Source organism: Streptomyces sp. FXJ1.172 (genome assembly GCF_001636945.3).
In the GTDB taxonomy this organism is placed as follows: Bacteria; Actinomycetota; Actinomycetes; order Streptomycetales; family Streptomycetaceae; genus Streptomyces.
In genome coordinates this window covers 2,389,726-2,404,941 of sequence record NZ_CP119133.2, presented here as the reverse complement: position 1 = coordinate 2,404,941, position 15,216 = coordinate 2,389,726, and the positions used below count along the sequence as shown (strand labels likewise).

11 protein-coding genes are annotated in these 15,216 nt (G+C 73.8%); 10 read left to right on the top strand and 1 reads right to left on the bottom strand.

Features of this window, described 5'->3' with window-relative positions:
* Positions 1 to 199 precede the first annotated feature (199 nt).
* Both A6P39_RS10670 and A6P39_RS10665 read left to right on the top strand, forming a co-directional pair.
* Positions 200 to 1,402: a sensor histidine kinase gene (locus tag A6P39_RS10670; RefSeq protein ID WP_067055253.1), complete on the top strand. Its 1,203-nt coding sequence runs from the start codon at positions 200 to 202 to the stop codon at positions 1,400 to 1,402.
* A gap of 314 nt (positions 1,403 to 1,716) precedes the next feature.
* Positions 1,717 to 2,901 (top strand): cytochrome P450 family protein, encoded by a 1,185-nt coding sequence (locus A6P39_RS10665; protein WP_199841021.1) that lies wholly within the window; start codon positions 1,717 to 1,719, stop codon positions 2,899 to 2,901.
* 110 nt (positions 2,902 to 3,011) lie between these two features.
* On the opposite strand, the gene A6P39_RS10660 is transcribed toward A6P39_RS10665, so the two are convergent.
* A complete protein-coding gene (locus A6P39_RS10660) occupies positions 3,012 to 4,034 on the bottom strand; it encodes a Gfo/Idh/MocA family protein (RefSeq protein ID WP_067055256.1) in 1,023 nt (340 codons plus the stop codon).
* A 130-nt stretch (positions 4,035 to 4,164) separates the two neighbouring features.
* On the opposite strand from A6P39_RS10660, the gene A6P39_RS10655 reads away from it, so the two are divergent.
* The 8 genes from A6P39_RS10655 to A6P39_RS10620 all read left to right on the top strand — a co-directional run bounded on the left by A6P39_RS10655 (position 4,165) and on the right by A6P39_RS10620 (position 15,053).
* Positions 4,165 to 4,902 carry a GntR family transcriptional regulator gene (locus A6P39_RS10655; protein ID WP_107304529.1) on the top strand — a complete coding sequence of 246 codons (738 nt, stop codon included), beginning with the start codon at positions 4,165 to 4,167 and terminating at the stop codon, positions 4,900 to 4,902.
* A gap of 166 nt (positions 4,903 to 5,068) precedes the next feature.
* Positions 5,069 to 6,073 (top strand): sugar ABC transporter substrate-binding protein, encoded by a 1,005-nt coding sequence (locus A6P39_RS10650; RefSeq protein ID WP_067055261.1) that lies wholly within the window; start codon positions 5,069 to 5,071, stop codon positions 6,071 to 6,073.
* Positions 6,070 to 7,131 (top strand): ABC transporter permease, encoded by a 1,062-nt coding sequence (locus A6P39_RS10645; protein WP_067055264.1) that lies wholly within the window; start codon positions 6,070 to 6,072, stop codon positions 7,129 to 7,131. Before A6P39_RS10650 ends, A6P39_RS10645 begins: the two co-directional genes overlap by 4 nt.
* On the top strand, positions 7,128 to 7,928 hold the full coding sequence (locus tag A6P39_RS10640; protein WP_067055268.1) for an ATP-binding cassette domain-containing protein: 801 nt from the start codon (positions 7,128 to 7,130) through the stop codon (positions 7,926 to 7,928). Before A6P39_RS10645 ends, A6P39_RS10640 begins: the two co-directional genes overlap by 4 nt.
* Positions 7,929 to 8,070: 142 nt before the next feature.
* Positions 8,071 to 9,216: an ROK family glucokinase gene (locus A6P39_RS10635; RefSeq protein WP_067055271.1), complete on the top strand. Its 1,146-nt coding sequence runs from the start codon at positions 8,071 to 8,073 to the stop codon at positions 9,214 to 9,216.
* Positions 9,213 to 9,794 carry a sugar kinase gene (locus A6P39_RS10630; RefSeq protein WP_067055274.1) on the top strand — a complete coding sequence of 194 codons (582 nt, stop codon included), beginning with the start codon at positions 9,213 to 9,215 and terminating at the stop codon, positions 9,792 to 9,794. Before A6P39_RS10635 ends, A6P39_RS10630 begins: the two co-directional genes overlap by 4 nt.
* A 97-nt stretch (positions 9,795 to 9,891) precedes the next feature.
* Complete coding sequence (locus tag A6P39_RS10625; RefSeq protein WP_067055277.1) at positions 9,892 to 12,747, top strand: DEAD/DEAH box helicase; 2,856 nt, start codon at positions 9,892 to 9,894, stop codon at positions 12,745 to 12,747.
* Positions 12,744 to 15,053 (top strand): SWIM zinc finger family protein, encoded by a 2,310-nt coding sequence (locus A6P39_RS10620; RefSeq protein ID WP_234379240.1) that lies wholly within the window; start codon positions 12,744 to 12,746, stop codon positions 15,051 to 15,053. Before A6P39_RS10625 ends, A6P39_RS10620 begins: the two co-directional genes overlap by 4 nt.
* Positions 15,054 to 15,216 lie beyond the last annotated feature (163 nt).

The following is a 15,216-nucleotide window of genomic DNA, read 5'->3' as shown; positions in this document are numbered from 1 at the left end:
GAGGTGCCGCCACGCACGAAGGACGTCCGAAGGGCGTACGAGAGCCGACGGCCCGGGACTTCGGCCCACGGGCCGCGAATCCGGTGGCCGATCGCGCGTGAAGGACCGTCACGGCAGCGGACGCTGCGTAGATTTGACGACCGTGAGTGAAGACCGACCCCAGCCGGCCCCCGCCCCCGGGGACGGGCTGCGCCGCTGGATGCTCCCCTCGGCCGTGGTCAGGGAACTGGACCCGGACGCGGCCCCCGAGGGCCGCCCTGCGCGGCGGACGGCCCGGGACTGGGCCGTGGACATCTGCTGTTTCCTGCTGGTCGTCCTGCTGTACCTGGTGACCGCCGTGCCCCTGGTTCAGCACCCGGACGTGCCCGAGGGCCTCATCGTCGCGGACGTGCTGCTGGGCGCCCTGTCCTGCCTCGCCGTCTGGCTGCGCCGCCGCCGGCCGGTCGGCCTGGCCGTCGCGCTGCTCGCGGTCGGCCTCGTCTCCTCGACCTCCGGCTGGGCCTTCCTGGCGGCCGTGTTCACCGTCGCCGTGCACCGGCCGTTCCGGTACGTGGCCTGGATCGCGGGCACCAGCCTCGCCCTCGCACCCCTGTACTACTGGCTGCGCCCCGACAAGGGCCTGCCGTACTCGGCCTCCCTCGTCTTCGCGCTGCTGCTCACCGTCTGCGTCGTCGGCTGGGGCATGTTCGTCCGCTCCAAGCGGCTGCTGATGCTGAGCCTGAGGGACCGGGCCCACCGGGCGGAGACCGAGGCACGGCTGCGCGCCGAGCAGGCGCAGCGCCTCGCGCGCGAGGACATCGCCCGCGAGATGCACGACGTGCTCGCCCACCGGCTCACCCTGCTCAGCGTGCACGCCGGAGCCCTGGAGTTCCGGCCCGACGCGCCCCGGCAGGAGGTCGTGCGGGCCGCCAGTGTCATCCGCGAGAGCGCCCACGAGGCCCTGCAGGACCTCAGGGAGATCATCGGTGTGCTGCGCACCGGCGGCCCCGACGACGCGGCCGGCGGCCGCCCGCAGCCGACGCTCGCCGCGCTCGAACCGCTCGTCGCCGAGTGCCGCGAGGCCGGTATGAAGATCACGCTCGACCACCGCGTCGCCGACCCCGCGGCCGTGCCCGCCTCCGTCGGCCGCACCGTCTACCGCATCGCCCAGGAGGCCCTGACCAACGCCCGCAAGCACGCCCCCGGCGCCGAGGTCACCCTCCGCCTCGCCGGCACCCGCGGCGACGGCCTCACGGTCACCGTGACCAACCCGCCCCCGCAGGCCGACGCCCCGCCCGTGCCCGGCTCCGGCCAGGGCCTGATCGGACTGACGGAACGCGCGACACTGGCCGGCGGGCGGCTGGAGCACGGCGCCACCGCGGACGGCGGGTTCGAGATCCGGGCCTGGCTGCCGTGGGGCTGAGCGGCACGCCCGGCGGCCATCACCACGTGGAGTCCGCTCGCACCCGCCGTCACCCATGAGCTGATGCGGCACGCCGCCCGCACCGACGCCGGCTCCCGGCAGGCACGCGCGCGTGAACGCCTAGCCGCGCCGGCGACCCCGGGCGGGAGGCCGCCGTCGCCGCCCGCCGGGGCCTGGCCGGCGCCCAGATGGCCCTGCTCGCCCGCCGCGCGGGACTTTTCGGCGGGGACGGGCACCAAGCCCGTGCGCCGAGCGTTGTCCCAGTGCCGGGAGATCCCCGGGCAGGCCTCGGGGGAGTCCGGAAAAGGGGAGCGATGGACAGGCAGAGCGTGGTCGAACTGGGCGAGTCCGAGGAGGCTTTGCACACGGATCCGCATGCGGTGTACGCCCGGCTGCGCGAGCAGGGTCCCGTGCACCGCGTCCGGCTGCCGGGCTGGGACGACACGGCCTGGCTGGTCGTCGGGTACGAGGAGGCGCGGGCGGCGCTCGCCGACCCCCGGCTGGCCAAGGACACCAGCAAGATCGGCGTGACCGTCATGGACCAGGAGATGATCGGCAAGCATCTGCTGGCCACCGATCCGCCCCAGCACACCCGCCTGCGCGGCCTCGTCACGCGCGCGTTCACGATGCGCCGGGTGGAGCAACTGCGCCCGCGGATCCAGCAGATCACCGACGAACTGCTGGACGAGATGCTCCCCGCGGGCCACGGCGACCTCATCGGCTCCCTCGCCTACCCGCTGCCCATCACCGTCATCTGCGAACTGCTCGGCGTTCCGGACATGGACCGCGCCGAGTTCCGCAAGACGTCCACCGAGGTGGTCGCCGCGGCGGACCAGCAGACGGAGCGCGACGCGGTCGTCCGCCTGGGTGAGTACCTGACCGGGCTGATCGAGGACAAGCGCCGCTCGGGCGCGAGCGACGACCTGCTCAGCGACCTGATCCGCACCACCGCCGAGGACGGCGACCGGCTGTCCGCGCAGGAGCTGCGCGGCATGGCCTTCCTGCTGCTGATCGCCGGCCACGAGACCACCGTCAACCTGATCGGCAACGGCGTCCACGCCCTGCTGACCCACCCCGCCCAACTCGCCGCCCTGCGGGCCGACATGAGCCTCCTGGACGGCGCCGTCGAGGAGATGCTGCGCTACGAGGGCCCGGTGCACAGCGCCACGTACCGGTTCGCCGCCGAGCCCCTGGAGATCGCCGGCAGCGCGATCGGGCAGGGCGAGCACGTGGTGGTGAGCCTCACCGCCGCCGAGCGCGACGGCGGCCGCTTCGGCGACCCCGACCGGTTCGACATCCGCCGCGACACCCGCGGCCACCTCGCCTTCGGCCACGGCATCCACTACTGCCTCGGCGCACCGCTGGCCCGCCTGGAGGGCCGCATCGCCATCGGCACCCTCCTGCGGCGCGCCCCAGGCCTCGCGCTCGACGGCACGCCCGGCGAGTGGCTGCCGGGCCTGCTGATGAGAGGGATGCGCAGCCTTCCGGTGCGCTGGTGAACGGCCCCTGACACCGCTCGCGCGCCCCCTGCCACCACCCGCGCACGGCCGCCGGCCCCAGCCGTACGGCGCACCGCGCGCTGCTCCCGGCCCCGGCCCTGGCCCCGGCCTCAGCCGTACGACGGCTGCACCCGGTCCGGGATCTCCGTGAGGGACACCGGGCGCCGTTCCCGCCGGGAGGTCTCGCAGGCCTCGGCGATCCGCAGCGCCTGCAGGGCCTCGCGGCCGTCGCACGGGTTGGGCCGCTCGCCGCGCACCACCTCGACGAAGGCGTTCAGCTCGGCCTCGTAGGCGGGCCCGAACCGCTCCAGAAAGCCCGTCCACGGCTTGTCCGCGGGCGGCGGCCCGGTCGGCTCGGTCGACGCGAGCGGCGTACGGTCGTCCAGGCCGACCACCGCCGTGTCCCGCTCCCCGGCCAGCTCCATGCGGACGTCGTAACCGGCGCCGTTCAGGCGGGTCGCGGTCGCCGTGGCCAGTGTGCCGCCGGCCAGGGTGAGCAGGGCCGCGCCGGTGCCGACGTCACCGGACTCACGGAACATCGCGGGCCCGGCGTCCGAGCCGGTGGCGTACACGTCCGTCACCTCACGCCCCGTCACCCAGCGCAGCACGTCGAAGTCGTGGATCAGCGTGTCCCGGAACAGCCCGCCGGACAGCGGCAGCCGGTCCGCCGGGGGAGGGGACTGGTCGCAGGTCATCGCGCGTACGGTGTGCAGCCGCCCGAGCCGTCCCGAACGCACCGCCTCCCGGGCGCCGGCGTACCCCGCGTCGAAGCGCCGCTGGAACCCCATCTGCAGGGTCGTTCCGGCCGACTCCACCTCGGTGAGGGCCTGCAGGGTGCCGGGCAGGTCGAGCGCGATCGGTTTCTCGCAGAAGACCGGCAGGCCGGAGCGGGCCGCCCGGCCGATCAGTTCGGCGTGCGCCGCTGTCGCGGTGGTGATCACCACCGCGTCCACGCCCCAGGTGAAGATCTCGTCCACCCCCGGCGCCGCGGTCTCGCCCAGCCGGTGCGCCAGTTCCTGCGCCCGCACCGGATCCGCGTCCGTGAGGATCAGCGAACCGACCTCGCGGTGGCGGCTGAGCGTCCTGGCGTGAAGGGTGCCGATGCGGCCCGTACCGATGACCCCGATGCGCATGGAAACAAAGTGAGGGCCGACCCCGGACGCTGTCAATGCAAATGTCCGGACAATCGGACTACACAACTTCCCGTCAACCCGTCACGCGGCTACGCTCGAGCCCGTGCCGAAACCAGATGTGGACCCCACCATCGCGCTCGACCTCCGCGTGGACCGTAGTTCGCCGGTGCCCTTGTACTTCCAGCTCTCCCAGCAGCTGGAGGCCGCGATCGAGCACGGCAGCCTCACCCCGGGCAGCCTGCTGGGCAACGAGATCGAGCTGGCCGCGCGGCTCGGCCTGTCCCGGCCGACTGTGCGCCAGGCCATCCAGTCCCTGGTCGACAAGGGACTCCTCGTGCGCCGCAGAGGTGTCGGCACGCAGGTCGTGCACAGCCAGGTCAAGCGCCCGCTGGAGCTGAGCAGCCTCTACGACGACCTGGAGGCGGCCGGTCAGCGGCCCGCGACCAAGGTCCTGGTCAACACCGTCCTGCCGGCCTCGGCCGCGGTCGCCGCCGCGCTCGGCGTCGCCGAGGGCGGCGAGGTGCACCGCATCGAGCGGCTGCGCCTCGCGCACGGCGAGCCGATGGCGTACCTGGTCAACCACCTCCCGACCGGCCTGCTCGACCTGGACACCGCCCAGCTGGAGGCCACCGGCCTGTACCGCCTGATGCGCGCCGCCGGGATCACCCTGCACAGCGCGCGGCAGTCCATCGGTGCCCGCGGCGCCACGGCCGCCGAGGCCGAGCGGCTCGCCGAGACCGAGGGCGCCCCGCTGCTCACGATGCAGCGCACCACGTTCGACGACACCGGCCGCGCGGTCGAGTTCGGCGACCACACCTACCGCCCGAGCCGTTACTCGTTCGAGTTCCAGCTGCTCGTACGGCCGTGACCCGCACCGCCGGATTCATCGCAATGTCCGGACAATAGGACGGTCGCGGCACCCCCTGTCATGTCACGAGTGTTCATGGTGTTCGATACTGGAGTATTTGGGGCCGCTGAAAACTGATCAACGGCCCCTTCCGTACGTACGAACACGGCAAGAAGGGCACGGCCTCGTGGCACGGTTTCGGACCTGGGCAGTCATCGCGCTGGCAGGGGCACTTTCGCTGTCCCTGGGGGCGTGCAGCAGCACCGGCGGCAAACGGGCCGAGGACGCCCGCGACGCCGCCGCGGCCCAGGGCAGGGCGGCGGTGAACACCCCCCGCTGGACCTTCGCGATGATCACCCACTCGGGGGACGGCGACACCTTCTGGGACATCGTGCAGAACGGCGCCAGGCAGGCCGCCGTCAAGGACAACATCAACTTCCTGTACTCGCACGACGCCCAGGCCCAGCAGCAGGCGCAGCTGGTCGACGCCGCCGTGGACAAGAAGGTGGACGGCATCATCGTCACCCTCGCCAAGCCGGACGCCATGAAGGCCGCCGTGGCCCGCGCCGAGAAGGCCGGCATCCCGGTGATCACGGTGAACTCCGGCTCCGAGGAGTCCAAGGCCTTCGGGGCCCTCGCCCACATCGGTCAGGACGAGACCATCGCCGGCGAGGCCGTCGGCGACGAGCTGGACAAGCGCGGGAAGAAGAAGGCCCTGTGCGTGCTGCACGAGCAGGGCAACGTGGGCCACGAGCAGCGCTGTGACGGCGTCGCCAGGACCTTCCACGGCACGCTGCAGAAGCTCTACGTCAACGGCACCGACATGCCCGACGTGCAGTCCGCGATCGAGGCCAAGCTCCAGGCCGACAGGTCCATCGACTCCGTCGTCACCCTCGGCGCCCCCTACGCCGACACGGCCGTGAAGGCGAAGGGTGACGCGGGCAGCAAGGCCGAGATCGACACCTTCGACCTCAACGCCCAGGTCGCCGCCGAGCTGAAGAACGGCACCCTCGGCTTCGCCGTGGACCAGCAGCCCTACCTCCAGGGCTACGAGGCGGTCGACCTGCTGTGGGCCTACAAGTACAACGGCGACGTCCTCGGCGGCGGCAAGCCCGTGCTGACCGGCCCGCAGATCGTCACCAAGGACCAGGCCGCCGCGCTGGCCGGGTACACCGAGCGGGGCACCCGATGAGCGCGACCGTGCACAAGACGGCCGGCGAACCCCCGAAGACGGCTGACGAAAGGATTCTGCAGACCTCTCCGCTGAAGAAGCTGCTCTCCCGCCCGGAGCTGGGCTCGGTCGTCGGCGCGCTCGCCGTCTTCGTCTTCTTCGCCGTCGCCGCCGGCGGTTTCCTCAACGCCTCCAGCCTCAGCACCGTCCTGTACGCCTCCTCGGCCATCGGCATCATGGCCGTACCGGTGGCGCTGCTGATGATCGGCGGCGAGTTCGACCTGTCGGCCGGTGTCCTCGTGACGTCCTCGGCGCTGATCTCCTCGATGTTCAGCTACCAGATGACGGCGAACACCTGGGTCGGCGTGGGTGTCTCCCTCCTGGTCACCCTTGCCGTCGGCGCCTTCAACGGCTTCATGCTGACGCGCACCAGGCTGCCCAGCTTCATCGTCACGCTGGGCACCTTCCTGATGCTGACCGGCCTGAACCTCGGCTTCACCAAGCTGATCGACGGCACGGTGTCGACGAAGACCATCGGGGACATGGAGGGCTTCCCCTCCGCCCACGCCGTCTTCGCCTCGGCCCTCACCGTCGGCGGCGTCGACTTCAAGATCACGATCCTGTGGTGGCTGGGCCTGGTCGCCCTCGCCTCATGGATCCTGCTGCGCACCCGCGCCGGCAACTGGATCTTCGCCGTCGGCGGCAACCAGGACGCGGCCCGCGCGGTCGGCGTCCCGGTCGCGAAGACCAAGATCGGCCTCTACATGGGCGTGGCGTTCGGCGCCTGGGTCTCGGGCCAGCACCTGCTGTTCTCCTTCGACGCCGTCCAGTCCGGGGAGGGCGTCGGCAACGAGCTGATCTACATCATCGCGGCCGTCATCGGCGGCTGCCTGATCACCGGCGGCTACGGCAGCGCCATCGGCTCGGCGGTGGGTGCCCTGCTGTTCGGCATGACCAGCAAGGGCATCGTCTTCGCCGAGTGGAACCCGGACTGGTTCAAGTTCTTCCTCGGAGCGATGCTGCTCCTCGCGACCCTGCTCAACCACTGGGTCCGCAAGCGCGCGGAGGCGACGACATGACCGAGACCACCGAGACCACCGAGCGCACGGCGCTGGTCGAGCTGGCCGGCGTGGCCAAGCAGTACGGCAACGTCCGCGCCCTCGAGGGCGTCTCGCTCCAGGTCCACGCCGGCGAGATCACCTGCGTCCTCGGCGACAACGGCGCCGGCAAGTCGACCCTGATCAAGATGATCGCCGGCCTGCACCGCCACGACGGCGGCACCCTGCGCATCGAGGGCGAGGAGACCCGGCTCGCCTCCCCGCGCGAGGCCCTGGACCGGGGCATCGCCACGGTCTACCAGGACCTCGCCGTCGTCCCGCTGATGCCGGTCTGGCGCAACTTCTTCCTGGGCTCCGAGCCACGCAAGGGCACCGGCCCCTTCAAGCGCCTGGACATCGACCTCATGCGCCGCACCACCCGCGAGGCCCTGCTGCGCATGGGCATCGACCTCAGGGACGTCGACCAGCCCATCGGCACCCTCTCCGGCGGCGAACGCCAGTGCGTGGCCATCGCGCGCGCGGTCCACTTCGGCGCGAAGGTCCTGGTCCTGGACGAGCCGACGGCGGCACTGGGAGTGAAGCAGTCCGGTGTGGTCCTGAAATATGTGGCGGCAGCACGGGACGAGGGCCTGGGCGTCGTCTTGATCACCCACAACCCGCACCACGCCTATCTGGTGGGTGATCGTTTCGTTCTGCTGAGGCGCGGCACGATGGTGGGCAATCACACACGGGACGAGATAACCCTGGACGAATTGACCCGGCAGATGGCCGGCGGCTCCGACCTGGAGGCCCTGCGCCACGAACTGCAGCGGACCTGAAGGGGCGCGGAGCCGGGCCGATGTGCGGTTGTGCCGCGGGGCGCGACGAGCCACGACGCATCCGCGGCCGGCGACGCTCGCGCACCCGCCTCCTGCGCCCCGTACGGCACCCACACCTGCGGTGAGGCAGAATCGACGAACGATGAGCACCTACCGCGACCTCACCGCCCCCATCGGCTCCCGCCGGGCCCCCGTGCTCCGGACGGTCGGCACCAGGGAACGCCGCTCCCACCTGACCGCACCCCGTGTGCCCACGGTCGGTATCGACATCGGCGGCACCAAGGTCATGGCGGGCGTCGTGGACGCCGACGGCAACATCCTGGAGAAGCTCCGCACGGAGACCCCGGACAAGTCCAAGAGCCCCAAGGTCGTCGAGGACACCATCGTCGAGCTGGTCCTGGACCTCTCCGACCGGCACGACGTGCACGCGGTCGGCATCGGCGCCGCCGGCTGGGTCGACGCCGACCGCAACCGCGTCCTGTTCGCCCCCCACCTGTCCTGGCGCAACGAACCGCTGCGCGACCGCCTCAGCGGCCGGCTCTCGGTGCCGGTCCTCGTCGACAACGACGCCAACACCGCCGCCTGGGCGGAGTGGCGCTTCGGCGCCGGCCGCGGCGAGGACCACCTGGTCATGATCACGCTCGGCACCGGCATCGGCGGCGCCATCCTGGAGGACGGCCAGGTCAAGCGCGGCAAGTTCGGCGTCGCCGGTGAGTTCGGCCACATGCAGGTCGTCCCCGGCGGCCACCGCTGCCCGTGCGGCAACCGCGGCTGCTGGGAGCAGTACAGCTCCGGCAACGCCCTGGTCCGCGAGGCCAGGGAACTGGCCGCCGCCGACTCCCCGGTGGCCTACGGGATCATCGAGCACGTCAAGGGGAACATCGGCGACATCACCGGTCCGGTGATCACCGAGCTGGCCCGCGAGGGCGACGCCATGTGCGTCGAGCTGCTCCAGGACATCGGCCAGTGGCTCGGCGTCGGCATCGCCAACCTCGCCGCCGCCCTCGACCCGTCCTGCTTCGTCATCGGCGGCGGCGTCTCGGCCGCGGACGACCTGCTCATCGGCCCGGCCCGGGACGCCTTCAAGCGCCACCTCACCGGCCGCGGCTACCGCCCCGAGGCCCGTATCACCCGCGCCCAGCTCGGCCCCGAGGCCGGCATGGTCGGCGCCGCCGATCTGGCCCGGCTGGTGGCCCGCCGGTTCCGCCGCGCCAAGCGCCGCCGGGTGGAGCGCTACGAGCGCTACGAGCGTTACGCCCAGGCCCGACGCGACCGGGACACCGCATGACCGCGGCGCTGCCCCGCCAGGCCGCCCCGCCGGACGAGCCGCGCCGCCCGGCGGAGAACCCGCGGCACAAGGCGAAGCGCCGCGCGCTCACCCTGCTGATCATCGGCCTGCTGATCGGCGTCCCGGCCGGCTACCTGGTGATCTCCGCCAACCAGAGCCGCAACAGCGGCAAGGACAAGGAGGCGAAGTACGCGGCGACCGGCCTCACCCCGGTCTGGCCGTCGAAGGTGCAGCGCCGCCTCTACCAGGTGGCCCCTCCGCACCCCGCCGACTCCGTCGCCTCCTACGAGACGAACAACTGGAAGACCAGCCGCCTCTACGTGCAGTTCCGCACCAACGCCGCGGGCCTGGACGCCTTCCTGGAGTCCATGGGCGCACGCCAGGAGGAGCTGAAGAAGGGCGACGTCACCATCGGCGCCCGCGACCAGAAGGTCAGCGGCTGGCACTTCACCGGCACCGGCCCCTGGTGGGGACTCACACACCCGCAGAAGAACCCGGCGCCCACCCAGGACGTGGTCGTGAACATGTCCGACCCGAGCAGTCCGATGGTGTACGTCGTCTCGCGCACCGTGCCGTGACGCCGGGCCCCGGCCGGTGTCCGGGGCCGGTTGTCAGACCCCGCCCGTAGAGTCGAAGACGTCCGATCCGGCACACGGGCGGGAGGTGGCAGGACGTATGAGCACAGGCACGGCCGAGGCGGCCGGGCGCACGGACGGCCCCGGGCCGCCCGGGGACCGGGTCCCGGTGCGCCTCGCGTCGGTGTATCTGCCCGCGCCCCTGCCGCGCGAGGGCCGCATCGCCTTCTGGGACCCCGACGGCGGCCTGCCGCCCGGCCCCGGCGGCACCGAGGAGCTGACCGTCGTACGACGCCACGGCGCGGGCGTCCGCCGCCGGCAGGTCCCCGCGCTGACCCTGCCGCTCGCCGAGGCCCTGCCGCTGCTGGTCCGGGCCCGCCGGGATCCGGCCGCCCACCCGGCGACGGCCTGCTGGGGCGCCGCCGCCCTGCACGCGCTCCGGCTCGTCGCCCGCGGCCGGCTGCTGCCGGGCCTCACCCCGAGCGGGCACGACGCCTGGCGGGCGGGCCCGCTCGAGCCCGACGACATCGCCCACCTGCGCGCGGTGGCCGCGGCCCTGCCGCCGGAGGGCCACGCCGTGCCGCTCCCGGACCCCGGCCCGCTCCGGCTGCCCGAGCCGGAGGCCCTGGTCCGCTCGTTCCTCGACGCGATCGCCGACACGCTGCCGCGCACCCCGGCCGCCCCGCACACCGCCGGCCGCCCCTTCGCCGCCCTCGAACCCGTGGCCCTGCCCCAGGCGCACGCGTGGGCGGCCGAGGTCGCCGCCGGCATGGACGCGGGCGTACGGATCTCACTGCGCCTTGACCTGTCGGCGTACGACGTCTTCGACAACGGCGCGAGCGGCGGCGCGCGTGCCGCCGGAGCGGCGATCGTGCAGGTGCACAGCCTCGCCGACCCCACCCTGGTGGCCGACGCCGCGGCCCTGTGGGCGGGGGAGGCCGACGCGGCGTTCGGCCCCCGCGCGCGCGTGGACGCCGCCCTCGCCGTCCGGCGCGCGGCCCGCGTGTGGCCGCCCCTGGAGCGGCTCGCCGAGCAGGACGTGCCCGACGTGCTCGCCCTGTCCGAGGAGGAGCTGGGCGAGCTGCTCGGCGTCGCGGCCTCCCGGCTGGCCGCCGCCGGGGTCGCCGTGCACTGGCCGCGGGACCTCGCCCGCGACCTGACGGCCGCCGCCGTGGTCCGCCCGGCCCCCGGCTCGGCCACCGACGGCACCGGCTTCTTCGAGAGCGAGGACCTGCTCCAGTTCCGCTGGCAGCTGGCGCTCGGCGGCGACCCGCTCAGCGAGTCCGAGATGGACGCCCTCGCCGAGGCCCACCGCCCGGTCGTACGGCTCCGGGACCGCTGGGTCCTCGTCGATCCGGCGCTGGTCCGCAAGGCCCGCACACGCGAACTGGGCCTGCTCGACCCGGTCGACGCCCTGTCGGCGGCGCTCACCGGCACCGTCGATGTCGACGGCGAGAGCGTCGAGGCCGTTCCCGTCGGCGCCCTGGCCGCCCTGCGCGACCGCCTCACGGCCGGCCTGCGCCCCGCGGACCCGCCCGCGGGCCTCGCCGCCACCCTGCGCGACTACCAGCTGCGCGGTCTCGCCTGGCTCGACCTCATGACCTCCCTCGGCCTCGGCGGCTGCCTCGCCGACGACATGGGCCTCGGCAAGACCGTCACCCTCATCGCCCTGCACCTGAAACGGGCGCGCCCCGAGCCGACCCTCGTCGTCTGCCCGGCCTCCCTGCTCGGCAACTGGCAGCGGGAGATCACCCGGTTCGCACCCGGCGTGCCGGTGCGCCGCTTCCACGGCCAGGACCGCACCCTGGACGGCCCGCCGGGCGGCTTCGTCCTCACCACGTACGGCACGATGCGCTCGGCGGCCGCACAACTCGCCGGCCGCCCCTGGGGCATGATCGTCGCCGACGAGGCCCAGCACGTGAAGAACCCCTACTCGGCCACGGCCAAGGCGCTGCGCACCATCCCCGCCCCCGCGCGCGTGGCGCTCACCGGCACCCCGGTGGAGAACAACCTCTCCGAACTGTGGGCCCTGCTCGACTGGACCACCCCCGGCCTCCTCGGCCCCCTGAAGTCCTTCCGCGCCCGGCACGCGCGCGCGGTCGAGAACGGCGTGGCCGATGACAACGGGGCGGCGGTCGACCGCCTCGCCCGGCTGGTCCGCCCCTTCCTGCTGCGCCGCAAGAAGTCCGACCCGGGCATCGTCCCCGAGCTGCCCCCGAAGACCGAGACGGACCACCCGGTGCCCCTCACCCGCGAACAGGCCGCGCTGTACGAGGCGGTGGTGCGCGAGTCGATGCTCGCCATCGAGACCGCCGAGGGCATCGCCCGCCGGGGCCTGGTCCTGAAGCTCCTCGGCGCCCTGAAGCAGATCTGCGACCACCCCGCGCTGTACCTGAAGGAGGACGCGCGCCCCGACCGCCTGGCGGCCCGTTCCGGCAAACTCGCCCTGCTGGACGAGCTGTTGGACACCCTGCTCGCCGAGGACGGCTCGGCGCTCGTGTTCACCCAGTACGTCGGCATGGCCCGCCTCGTCACCGCGCATCTGTCCGCCCGCGCGGTCCCGGTGGACCTTCTGCACGGCGGCACCCCGGTGCCGGAGCGGGAGCGGATGGTCGACCGCTTCCAGAACGGCGAGACCCCGGTCCTGGTGCTGTCCCTGAAGGCGGCGGGCACCGGCCTGAACCTCACGCGCGCGGGCCATGTCATCCACTTCGACCGCTGGTGGAACCCGGCCGTCGAGGAGCAGGCCACCGACCGCGCCTACCGCATCGGCCAGACCCAGCCCGTCCAGGTCCACCGCCTGGTCACCGAGGGCACGGTGGAGGACCGCATCGCCGAGATGCTCGCCGCCAAGCGCGCCCTCGCCGACGCCGTCCTCGGCTCCGGCGAGGCGGCCCTGACCGAACTGACCGACCGTGAGCTGTCCGACCTCGTCTCCCTCCGGAGGACCCCATGAGCCTCCCCCCGGAGGACCCCGCACCCACCACCACGCCCCGCCCGGCCGACGCGGCCCGCCGGGCTCTGAGGGCGGCGCGGGAACGGGCTGGAGCCGAGCGTGAACCGGCACCGGGCAAGGAGGAGACGGCACCGGGCGACGCGGCCCGGCGGGCGCTGAGGGCGGCACGGGAACAGACGCGGGCCGAGCCCGGGGCGGCACCGGACAGGACGGAGTCCCCGGCACCCGGCGGCGTACCGGGGACGACTGAGACGACGGACACGACCGCCCCGGCCGATGCCGACGCCCCGGCCGGGGCCGAGAGCCCTGTGACCCGGTCCCGGCCCCTCGCCCCGCCCGGCGGGCGCCCGGCCGACGTCGCCCGGGAAGCGTTGCGAGCGGCCCGGCGGGAGGCACTGCGGGCCGAGGACGAGGCGGAGCAGGCCACCGTGCGCGGCACGCGGGCGGCGGATCCCCGCACCCGGCGCGGACCCCGTGCGACCGGCGGCCCCGCCACGACGCCGCCCACCGCGCCCGCCCCCGGGCCGGACTCCCGCGCCGCCCGCGCCAAGGCCGTCCACGACATGCGGCACTACCTGGCCAACGCCTTCCGGATGCCGGCCTGGTCCGACACCCCGGAGGAGTTCCGGCCCACGAACACCGGCGCCCACTCCGGCGACCGCACGCCCCCGGACCAGTCGCCTGCGGTTTCCGTCGCCCCCACCGTCGACGATCACCGGGACCAGTCGCCTTCGGCGAACGCCGTCTCCGCCGCTGACGCTCAGCCGGGCGGGTCGCCTGCTGCCTGTGCCGTCCCCACCGGCCAGGTCCACGCGGACCAGTCGTCTTCGGCTGCCGTCGCCCCCAGCGTTGACGATCACCGGGACCAGTGGCCGTCGGCCTTCGCCGGCTCCGCCGCTGACGCTCAGCCGGGCCAGTCGCCTGCGGTTTCCGTCGTACCCACCGTTGACGATCACCGGGACGAGCTGCCTCCGGTCTCTGTCGCCTCCACCGGCCCCGATCAGCCGGCCCCCTCGCCCCCGCGCCTGCCCCTCACCATGGCCACCCCGCACCGTGATTCCGAACTGCGGCGTACCTTCCCGGAGTTCGCGCCGCGTGCGGCCACCGGCGAGGGGGCGTCGTTCGCCGGGACGTGGTGGGGCAACGCCTGGACGGATGCGTTGGAGCAGGGTGCGCTGGATCCCAAGCGGCTGGCGCGGGGGCGTGGTTACGCCGACCAGGGACATGTCGACGCGATCACCGTCACGCCGGGGCTCGTGCTGGCGTACGTGCGCGGGAGCCGGCCGCGGCCGTACCGCGTGCAGGTGCGGGTCCGCACGCTGGACGATGCCGACTGGGAGCGCTTCCTGGACGCGGCCGCCGACCGGCCGGGGCACATCGCCGCACTGCTCGACAGGGAGCTGCCCCAGTCCCTCGCCGACTGCGGCATCCCCCTGCTGCCCGGCCCCGGCGACCTCGCCCCGCGCTGCAGCTGCCCCGACTCCGGCCACCCCTGCAAGCACGCGGCCGCGCTGTGCTACCAGACGGCCCGGCTGCTCGACGCCGACCCGTTCGTGCTGCTCCTGCTGCGTGGCCGGGGCGAGAAGGACCTGATCGACGCGCTCTCCCGGCGCAGCGCCGCCCGCGAGGCCCGCGCCGCCCAGGACCGGCGGCTCGGCACCCTGCCCGGCGTACGCGCCACCGAGGCCCTCGCTCCCCGTCAACTGCCGCCCCTACCCCCGCCGTTGCCGGTCCCTCCGCATCACGGGCAGCCGCCAGTGTATCCGGCCGCACCCGGCGGTCCGGACCCCTTCGCGCTGGACCAGCTCGCGATCGATGCCGCCGCCCGGGCACACGCACTGCTCGGCACCGGACGCGACCCGCTCGGCGGGCTCACCCTGTGGCAGGACGCGGTGCGCCTCGCGGCCGCCCGCCCCGGCTCCGGCCTCACCGCGACCACCCGCGCCCTCTACGCTACGCTCGCCGCAGCCGTCGGCCGCACCCCGGCCGATCTCGCGCGAGCCGTCGCCGCCTGGCGCCAGGGCGGGGCCGCCGGGCTGGCCGTCCTGGAGGAGCCGTGGGACCCGCCGGCCGGGCGCTTCGACCGGGCCCGCCCGTTGCTGCTCGCCGCCGACCTGCCCGCCTTCCGCCCCTGGCGCAACCGCCTCACCCACCCGCGCGGCCACGTCCAGCTCCGGCTGGGCCGCGACGGGCTGTGGTACGTGTACGAGTCGGATCCGGGCCAGGACGACTGGTGGCCCCGGGGCACACCCGACCTGGACCCGGTGGGCGCGCTGACCGGCCTCGGCACGCCGGAGGGTCAGTAGGCCGACGCCGTGCGAAGGCCGCGCATGAACGGTGAGGATCCGGTGTGCCGGGACGGGGCCGTGGGCCGGCCATGCCCTGACGGCGAAGCCAGGTGATCGGACCTATGTGATAGAGGCTGCCCCGGTCAGGATCTACACTCAGTTGGTAGCCGCAAGCAACGGA

What these genes read in the sequence shown, in the direction of transcription:
- A6P39_RS10625 (WP_067055277.1), top strand. Translation starts at nt 9,892, where the DNA reads ATGAGCACAGGCACGGCCGAGGCGGCCGGGCGCACGGACGGCCCCGGG.
- A6P39_RS10640 (WP_067055268.1), top strand. Translation starts at nt 7,128, where the DNA reads ATGACCGAGACCACCGAGACCACCGAGCGCACGGCGCTGGTCGAGCTG.
- A6P39_RS10665 (WP_199841021.1), top strand. Translation starts at nt 1,717, where the DNA reads ATGGACAGGCAGAGCGTGGTCGAACTGGGCGAGTCCGAGGAGGCTTTG.
- A6P39_RS10620 (WP_234379240.1), top strand. Translation starts at nt 12,744, where the DNA reads ATGAGCCTCCCCCCGGAGGACCCCGCACCCACCACCACGCCCCGCCCG.
- A6P39_RS10630 (WP_067055274.1), top strand. Translation starts at nt 9,213, where the DNA reads ATGACCGCGGCGCTGCCCCGCCAGGCCGCCCCGCCGGACGAGCCGCGC.
- A6P39_RS10660 (WP_067055256.1), bottom strand. Translation starts at nt 4,034, where the DNA reads ATGCGCATCGGGGTCATCGGTACGGGCCGCATCGGCACCCTTCACGCC.
- A6P39_RS10635 (WP_067055271.1), top strand. Translation starts at nt 8,071, where the DNA reads ATGAGCACCTACCGCGACCTCACCGCCCCCATCGGCTCCCGCCGGGCC.
- A6P39_RS10645 (WP_067055264.1), top strand. Translation starts at nt 6,070, where the DNA reads ATGAGCGCGACCGTGCACAAGACGGCCGGCGAACCCCCGAAGACGGCT.
- A6P39_RS10670 (WP_067055253.1), top strand. Translation starts at nt 200, where the DNA reads ATGCTCCCCTCGGCCGTGGTCAGGGAACTGGACCCGGACGCGGCCCCC.